Origin of the sequence: Sporocytophaga myxococcoides DSM 11118 (assembly GCF_000426725.1) — a bacterium.
Classification (GTDB): Bacteria; Bacteroidota; Bacteroidia; order Cytophagales; family Cytophagaceae; genus Sporocytophaga; species Sporocytophaga myxococcoides.
Map to the genome: position 1 here is coordinate 202,319 of NZ_AUFX01000012.1, position 7,502 is coordinate 209,820.

Below are 7,502 nucleotides of genomic sequence, written 5' to 3' on the forward strand. Positions count from 1 at the left end.
TATGCAAAACGAAATGTTTGAAAATAAAATAGATCTGACCGTAGTTGCCAATTCAATTACGAAGATAAAGGATGAGGTAAGGAAAGTGATAGTAGGCCAGGAGACGATGGTAGAGCTCTTATTGGCATCCATTCTAGCTGACGGCCATGTTTTGATAGAGGGCGTACCAGGAGTAGCAAAGACCCTTACATCAAAAGTACTGGCAAAGACAATATCGGCGGACTTCAGCAGGATACAGTTCACCCCTGATTTAATGCCTTCGGATGTGACAGGAGTTTCTGTATTTAATCAGAAAACCAGTGAGTTCGATTTTAAGAAAGGGCCAATATTTTCTAATATAGTATTGATTGATGAAATCAACAGAGCTCCTGCAAAAACTCAGGCTGCATTGTTTGAGGTGATGGAAGAAAGACAGATTACTGTAGATGGTAATACATATCTGATGGATCCTCCTTTTATGATCCTTGCAACACAGAACCCAATTGATCAGGAAGGTACATACAAGCTTCCTGAAGCTCAGCTGGATCGTTTTCTTTTTAAAATCGTTGTAAGATACCCTCAGGCAGAGGAAGAATTTTTAATTCTGAAAGATGCTCATTTGAATGGCAGCAGAGCTGATTTATCAAAGATTGGTGCTGTTTTATCCAAGCAGGAAATAAAAGAAATAAGAGAGGCTGTTCAGAAGGTCCATGTTGAAGATCATCTTATCCGCTATATTACTTCAATTATTCAGGAAACAAGGAACAATGCCTCATTGTATCTGGGAGCATCTCCAAGAGCTTCTGTAGCGATATTAAGAGCTTCAAAAGCTATAGCCGCTATAAGAGGCAGAGACTTTGTAACCCCGGAGGATATTCAGGAAGTTACTTCTCCTGTACTTGAGCACAGAGTAGTAGTTACTGCCGAAAAGGAGATGGAAGGCATCACAGTGAGTGATGTGCTGAAACAAATTATTAAAAAGATAGAAGTACCGAGATAGATGAAATTATTGAAGTCTCTTTATTTAAACTTATTATTTTTTTTCCTGATTGGAGGCAATGTAGTGTTCTTCATACTGGCCTTCTTTTTTCCATTTTTATTGTTGCCTGCATCTATCACATTAATATGTTTGGTGTTAGTTTTGTGTATTGATATAGCAACCTTATATAGGCTGAAAGCAGGGATAAATGGTGATAGAATATGTTCAGAAAGATTTTCTAATGGAGATGAAAATCAAATATTAATAAGAATAAAGAATAACTATCCTTTTACTGTTAAAGCAACCATTATCGATGAAATTCCTTTTCAGTTTCAGAAAAGAGATTTTGAAATACATGAAACATTAAATCCAGGATTTGATAAGGAAGTTTGGTATTCTTTAAGACCGGTAAAAAGAGGGGAGTATAGTTTCGGAACTATAAACATTTATGTTCAGTCTCCTTTTAGGTTAATTAAAAGAAAATATATGTTCGATGGTGCATTTAATGTAAAAGTCTATCCTTCTTTTCTTCAAATGCGCAAATATGAATTACTTGCTTTTACAGATAAACTCAGAGACGAGGGAATAAAAAAGCTTAGAAAGCTTGGCCATAATCTGGAGTTTGAACAAATCAGGGATTATAGCCTTGGCGATGATATCAGAAGCATCAACTGGAGAGCAACAGCAAGAAGAGGCCATCTGATGGTCAACCAGTACCAGGACGAGAAGGCACAGGATATATACAGCATCATCGACAAAGGAAGAACAATGAAGATGCCTTTCAACGGCATGACATTGCTTGACTATTCAATAAACAGCAGTCTTGTAATGTCTAACATTGCGCTCAAGAAAGATGACAAGGCAGGTCTGGCAATCTTCTCTAACAAAGTAACATCTTTTGTTAAAGCAGACAGAATATCTACTCAGTTAAATACAATATCAGAGACGCTTTATAAAGAAAGGACAGCCTATCCGGAGCATGACTTTGCTTCACTTTATGTCTACCTAAGCAGGAAGATTTCAAGGAGAAGCCTTTTAATGATCTATACAAACTTTGAAGGTATAACTTCTGCAAGGAGACAGCTATCATATTTGAAAAAGCTTTCAGCAAGACATCTTGTCGTCGTAATATTTTTTGAGAATACAGAATTAAGTAAGGTTGCTCATGCAACAAATTCAGTTTCTCTTGAAGAGATCTATACAAAGACGATTGCGGAGAAGTTCTTATATGAGAAGAGGCAGATCAGTATTGAGTTCCAGAAGTATGGCATCTATACAATTTACACTACCCCTGAAGCGCTTACCGTAAATACAATTAACAAATATCTGGAGTTGAAGTCGAGAAATCTTATATAATAAGATAATTTATATGTACTAAATATTAAATTGACTTTGGAGGTGGATACTTGTATGATTTGGATATATATTTTATATTCATTCCCTTTCATGAAGAATGAAGATTTATGTTAAAAGGGGAATTGGCGTCGAATGATATTTAACTTTCACATTAAAGCTTCGTAAAAGAAAATAATCTTTCATTTAATTTGTCGGATAGATGGAATTCGTGTGGATTCCTGACATTGCCCTGAGTTTGAGGAGAGATAAATCCTATCCGAAATGTTTCCGCGTAATCACTTACAAATTCCGAAAAGCCCATTATTATATTCTTTCAAAGGAATATATATCATTTTACTACTTTGGGGTTTAATTTCCATTTTTGGGAGTCAGGCTAATGCCGAAAGGAAAGTTCTGCATATCATTCCTTCTCAAGGAACTTATAATCTGACTGATTATGCTGAAAGGGTTTTAACATCAGACTCAGTTATTGAATTCAGTAAATTACATTTACTTCCTAATGTTCCTCTTGCCTCAGCTCAGGCTGACTTTGTAGGTAATGTTCATTGTCTAAAATTTGTATTAGCAAACGATGATTCTCTGGATCATAACTTATATTTAAGCATCGCTTTCAGCGATTACAATTCTTTGTTTATTGCTGAAAGAAATACCATCTTCAAACAATCAGGAGATTTGGTGCCTTTAAATGGCAGGATGGTAAAGACAGGTCAGTTTTGTTTTATCCCTATTGAAATCGGGAGGGGAGAAGAATTAACTTGTTTCCTCAAACTTAAGAGTGCTTCAGCAATTTCACAACAATTCAAAGGGTTTACACTTAATTCTCTTAAGATCTATACAGAGCAGGCATATCTGGACAGATTTGAAAAACCGAAAATTTTCCATGCGTTCTTTTTTGGAGCAGTACTGATCATGTTAGTTTTTAACCTTTTCATTTTTATATCTACAAGGTCATTAAGTTATCTTTATTATGTGTGTTTTCTTGGCCTTCTGGCCTTGTTCCTTGCTGCAAACAGTGGTTATGTTCTGGAACTGTTTCTATACAATTTTCCAAGGGTTGATCTTTATGTTCGGTTTCTTTCTGCGCCATTACTTGTAGTATCTTATCTTTTATTCAGTATAAATTTTTTGGAAGCTAAAAAATATACTCCTGTTTTAAAAAAGATTTTAAGCGGTTGTATCGTGTTATTCGTGTTCTATATCATGCTTATGATTTTGGGATATTGGAAGATCGGTCGTGCTGCTGTTATATTAACATCAATCTTGTCCTTCCTTCTTATTTTTTATACTGCATATAGAATATATAGAAAAGGCTATTCGCCGGCAGCATATTTTTTAGGTGGTAATCTCCTACTAATCGCCGGTGGCCTTATCTATGCAGCTGAAAGGTTATTTATTATTCCTCAGAATTTAATTGGGGGATATAATCTTCAGGTTTCATCTTTGCTTGAAATTGTGCTATTTTCATTCGGTTTGGCGGACAGGATAAATTTTATTCAGAAAGAGCTGAACGAGGTTAGGTTTGAGAATGAGCGAAAATCGAAAGAAGCAGAAATTGAAAGAAAACGTATTGTTGAAGAAAAGAATCGGGAATTGGAAATTGTCAATAAGCAGTTGGATGCATTTATATACAGAACTGCACATGATTTGAGAGGTCCCCTTGCCAGAGTGCTGGGAATGTCTCAGCTTGCATTAATGGATATTAAGGAAGAGGCGGCAAGAGATTATTTTTCACGAATAACTGCAGATGCCAATCAGCTTAGTTATATTTTGAAACGCCTGTCAGTTGTATATGAGATAAGTACTAAGAAGATTGTCATTGAACCCATAGATACAATTGAGCTTGTAAGGTCCATACTCAAAGATTTTGCTTCACAAGGTTATTATATCGAATCAGATATAAAAACAGAGATTTTTTCGGAAACAATACATTCCGATGTTTTGCTTGTAAGATTTATTCTTCAAAATCTTCTTGAGAACGCATTTAAATTCAAAGAAGAGAAAGGTAAACAGAAGATTGAATTTGTAATACAAAAGGATAGCAGGAATATAATCATTCAGGTTAAAGATTTTGGAATAGGGATTCCTGTGAATGAGGTCAGTTCTATATTTGAATTATTTTCAACTGCTGCCCTCAAGTATAAGACGCCGGGTTTGGGTTTATATATGGTAAGGATATGCACTGAAAAACTTAATGGGAAAGTTGTACTTGAAAATCCTTCAAACCCTACAGTGTTTCGAGTTGAACTCCCAGTCTGAAGACAAATATAAAGCCCCGAATTTCGAGGCTTTATAATTCTGTTAGCAGTTAGCAATTTTTTCCATCAACATCGCATGACTCTCCTCCTTGAAGCGGAGTTTCCGCAGCAATATCTGTAAGAGCTTTCACAAAGACATCAGCAGGCTGTGCTCCGGAGATACCATACTTGTCATTAATAATGTAAAAAGGAACACCTGAAACGCCAGCACCTTGAATAAAGCGCTCAGACTCTTTTACTTCATTTATGCCTTCATTGGATTCTAAGAGTGCTCTTGTCTTTTCAGCTTCAAGACCAGCTGAAGCTGCTACAGAAATGAGATTTTCTTTTTTAGTTAGATCCACTCCATCTTCAAAATATGCTTTAAAAAAAGCTTCTACAGTTGCTCTTTGCTTACCTGTTTTTTCAGAAAACCAAATGATTCTATGTGCATCTAGTGTATTAGGAGATTTTAATTGTTTGTTAAAGTCAAACTTGAGTCCATCCTGGGCAGCAACGCTGGTTACATTGCTTGTGATTTGCTCGTATCTTTCTTCTCCTCCGAATTTGTTTGAGAGATATTCTTTCTGATTATAACCTTCTTTGGGCGTTCCAGGATTCAATTCAAAAGGCAGATAGTGAATATCGAAGTCATATTCATTCTTAAGCTGATCCATCGCTTTCTCAATTCTTCTTTTACCGATGTAGCACCATGGACATACTACATCTGATGCAATGGCAATTTTTATTTTTGGTTTCATAAAGAACAGTTTATTCTATTTTAAGATAAGTGTGAACCGGAATAGTTCCCTCTATTAATTTATTTAACAAATAACCATTGTTTAACGACTTTTAAAAGGGTTTTTATAAAGTTTTATTACAAGGAACCCGATTTTGTTGAAAAGGTGTGATGAGGCTATTTATTGCCTTAGATCAATGTTTAATAAATTCAAACAAACTAGCTTTACATCAGAAAATAACAATTAAAGTTATGGCAATGAGAAATATAGAAATTGTAGCATCTCCAAACGCACCTCATATGGTGGGAGATGGCTTCAGGGTACATAATTTCATTCCAAGCAGATTCCGTCTGGATATGCAGAGAATGGATCCATTCATTATGATGGATTATAATTCAAGGTTTTATTTTCCTCCGACACAAAAGCCAAAAGGAGTTGGTGTTCATCCACACAGAGGTTTTGAAACAGTAACGATTGCATATAAAGGAAAGGTTGCTCATCATGACAGCACCGGAAATAAAGGTATTATAGGCGAAGGTGATGTACAATGGATGACGGCTGCTTCAGGGGTATTGCATAAGGAATATCATGAAGAGAACTTCAGTAAGACTGGTGGAGACTTTCAGATGGTACAGCTTTGGGTAAATCTTCCTGCAAAGGATAAGATGTCCACGCCAAAGTATCAGGCGATTACCAATGAAGAAATCAGTAAGGTAAAGCTTCCGGATAATGCGGGATTGATTGAAGTGATTGCAGGGGAGTATCAAGGAGTTAAAGGTCCTGCATTTACATTTACTCCAGTGAACATGCAAAATGCAAAACTGAATAAAGGCGGCAAGGCAGCGTTTTCATTTCCTTCTGATTATAATACGGTGATTCTGGTTATTGAAGGAAGTGTAAAAGTAAATGAAAAGGAAAATGTTCCTGCAGATCATCTTGTGCTTTTTGAAAACAATGCGGAGGACTTTACTATTGAGGCTCTGGAAGATTCAATTGTCTTGGTCTTGAGTGGTAAGCCTATCAACGAGCCTATCTATGCTCATGGTCCTTTTGTGATGAATACAAGAGCTGAAATAATGCAGGCTTTTGAAGATGTAAATAGTGGAAAATTCGGATATTTGGAAGACTAAGATTCTTTGACTATGTCCAATATTAAACTTATTATAGAAGAACGTCCGACACATATAGGAAAATTTATGGTCGGGCGTTTGCTTCCATTCAGAGAAAAAAGAATGGTAGGTCCCTTTATATTCATTGATCATATGGGCCCTGCAAAGATGAATGAGTCGGAGAATATAGATGTTCCTCCTCATCCGCATATAGGGCTTTCTACGGTTACTTATCTTTTCGAAGGAAGCATCATGCATAGAGATAGTCTTGGAGTTGAAATGGAAATTAAACCAGGTGCAGTCAACTGGATGACAGCAGGCAAAGGGATAGTGCATTCCGAAAGAACTCCTGAATATTTAAGAGGTTCAGATAAAGTTTTGCATGGATTGCAGATCTGGGTTGCTTTGCCCAAGGAGCATGAAAAGGATGAACCTTCATTTGTCCATGTAGAAGAATCTGAAATTCCTGAATGGAGCAAAGATGGTGTTAACTTCAAACTAATAGCGGGAGAAGTAATGGGCAAGAAATCACCTGTGCCTGTCTATAGCCCTCTTTATCTTTTAGAGTTAAAGTCAATAGCAAAAACAAAATTATCCATAGGTAATGAGCTTTTTGGTGAAAGTGCAATGTATATACTAGAAGGAAGTGTAAGCAGTGAAGGCAATACATTCGGGCCAAAGCAGATTCTCGTTGCTAAAGATGCTTCACTATGCGAGTTTGAAATGAGTGAAAATTCAACTATATATATTTTTGGAGGAATACCTTTTGATGAAGAAAGATTCATCTATTGGAATTTTGTTGCCTCAGATAAAGACACGATAGAAAGAGCTAAAGAAAACTGGAAAGGGCAGGAATTTCCTAAGATAAATGGTGAGACTGATTTTGTGCCATTGCCAGTTAAGTAAATTAAAAGAAGTAAGAGTGTGAGCAATAACAATAGGTTGTATCTTTTTAAAGAAGCGTCGTTCAGCCTCTTGCTGTTGCTCAATTCTCTTGCTATCTAACCTGCACGGCCAAGCGGACATCCCGATGCAAATCAGGACGAACCTACCAATTCCAGTATTATTTAGTTGTTGAACTATGGTCATAAAAAAAGCCCGAAGA

6 protein-coding genes are annotated in these 7,502 nt (G+C 36.4%); 5 read left to right on the forward strand and 1 reads right to left on the reverse strand.

From position 1 onward, the window contains the following. The first annotated feature begins 1 nt into the window (after position 1). The 3 genes from K350_RS0116195 to K350_RS0116205 all read left to right on the forward strand — a co-directional run bounded on the left by K350_RS0116195 (position 2) and on the right by K350_RS0116205 (position 4,570). Positions 2–979, forward strand: coding sequence for an AAA family ATPase (locus K350_RS0116195; protein WP_028980803.1), 978 nt, complete (start codon positions 2–4; stop codon positions 977–979). Beyond that, positions 980–2,314, forward strand: a complete 1,335-nt coding sequence (locus K350_RS0116200; protein WP_028980804.1) for a DUF58 domain-containing protein — start codon at positions 980–982, stop codon at positions 2,312–2,314. It begins immediately after the preceding gene. A 261-nt stretch (positions 2,315–2,575) separates the two neighbouring features. Further along, positions 2,576–4,570, forward strand: coding sequence for a sensor histidine kinase (locus tag K350_RS0116205; RefSeq protein ID WP_028980805.1), 1,995 nt, complete (start codon positions 2,576–2,578; stop codon positions 4,568–4,570). A gap of 49 nt (positions 4,571–4,619) precedes the next feature. On the opposite strand, the gene K350_RS0116210 is transcribed toward K350_RS0116205, so the two are convergent. Continuing rightward, the gene (locus K350_RS0116210; protein ID WP_037575990.1) at positions 4,620–5,309 is read right to left on the reverse strand and encodes a DsbA family oxidoreductase; all 690 of its coding nucleotides are present in this window, start codon (positions 5,307–5,309) and stop codon (positions 4,620–4,622) included. Positions 5,310–5,545: 236 nt separating this feature from the next. Here K350_RS0116210 and K350_RS0116215 point away from each other — a divergent pair, with 236 nt between their 5' ends. Both K350_RS0116215 and K350_RS0116220 read left to right on the forward strand, forming a co-directional pair. Then, on the forward strand, positions 5,546–6,418 hold the full coding sequence (locus K350_RS0116215; RefSeq protein ID WP_245598668.1) for a pirin family protein: 873 nt from the start codon (positions 5,546–5,548) through the stop codon (positions 6,416–6,418). Positions 6,419–6,430: 12 nt separating this feature from the next. Continuing rightward, entirely contained in the window at positions 6,431–7,303 is an 873-nt protein-coding gene (locus K350_RS0116220) for a pirin family protein (RefSeq protein WP_028980808.1), read from the forward strand. Positions 7,304–7,502: the final 199 nt, after the last annotated feature.